This window comes from Alkalihalophilus lindianensis (assembly GCF_032843265.1).
In the GTDB taxonomy this organism is placed as follows: domain Bacteria; phylum Bacillota; class Bacilli; order Bacillales; family Bacillaceae_D; genus Alkalihalophilus; species Alkalihalophilus lindianensis.
Map to the genome: position 1 here is coordinate 1 of NZ_JAWJBA010000577.1, position 259 is coordinate 259.

Below are 259 nucleotides of genomic sequence, written 5' to 3' on the forward strand. Positions count from 1 at the left end.
ATAGGTGACAGTGGAAGGCCCAGTCGCCGGGGTTGTCGGCGGTCAGGTCGAAACTGACCTTGCCGCCCGGCGGAACGTTGACAGTGTGTTTGAGCGGCTGGTGCCCGGCAGGGCCCCCGGTGACCAGTTCGAAGAAATGGCCGTGCAGATGGATCGGGTGCGCCATCATGGAATCGTTGACCAGGGTCACGCGCACCCGCTCGTCCCGCTCGAACCGGATCGGCTCGACCAGCTCGCTGAATTTTCGGCCGTCAAAGCC

Annotated in this window: 1 protein-coding gene; it reads right to left on the minus strand. The window is 64.1% G+C overall.

The annotated features are described in order from the left end of the window. A partial coding sequence (locus RYX56_RS26665; protein WP_317124274.1) for a multicopper oxidase domain-containing protein occupies positions 1 to 259 on the minus strand: 259 nt, incomplete at both ends.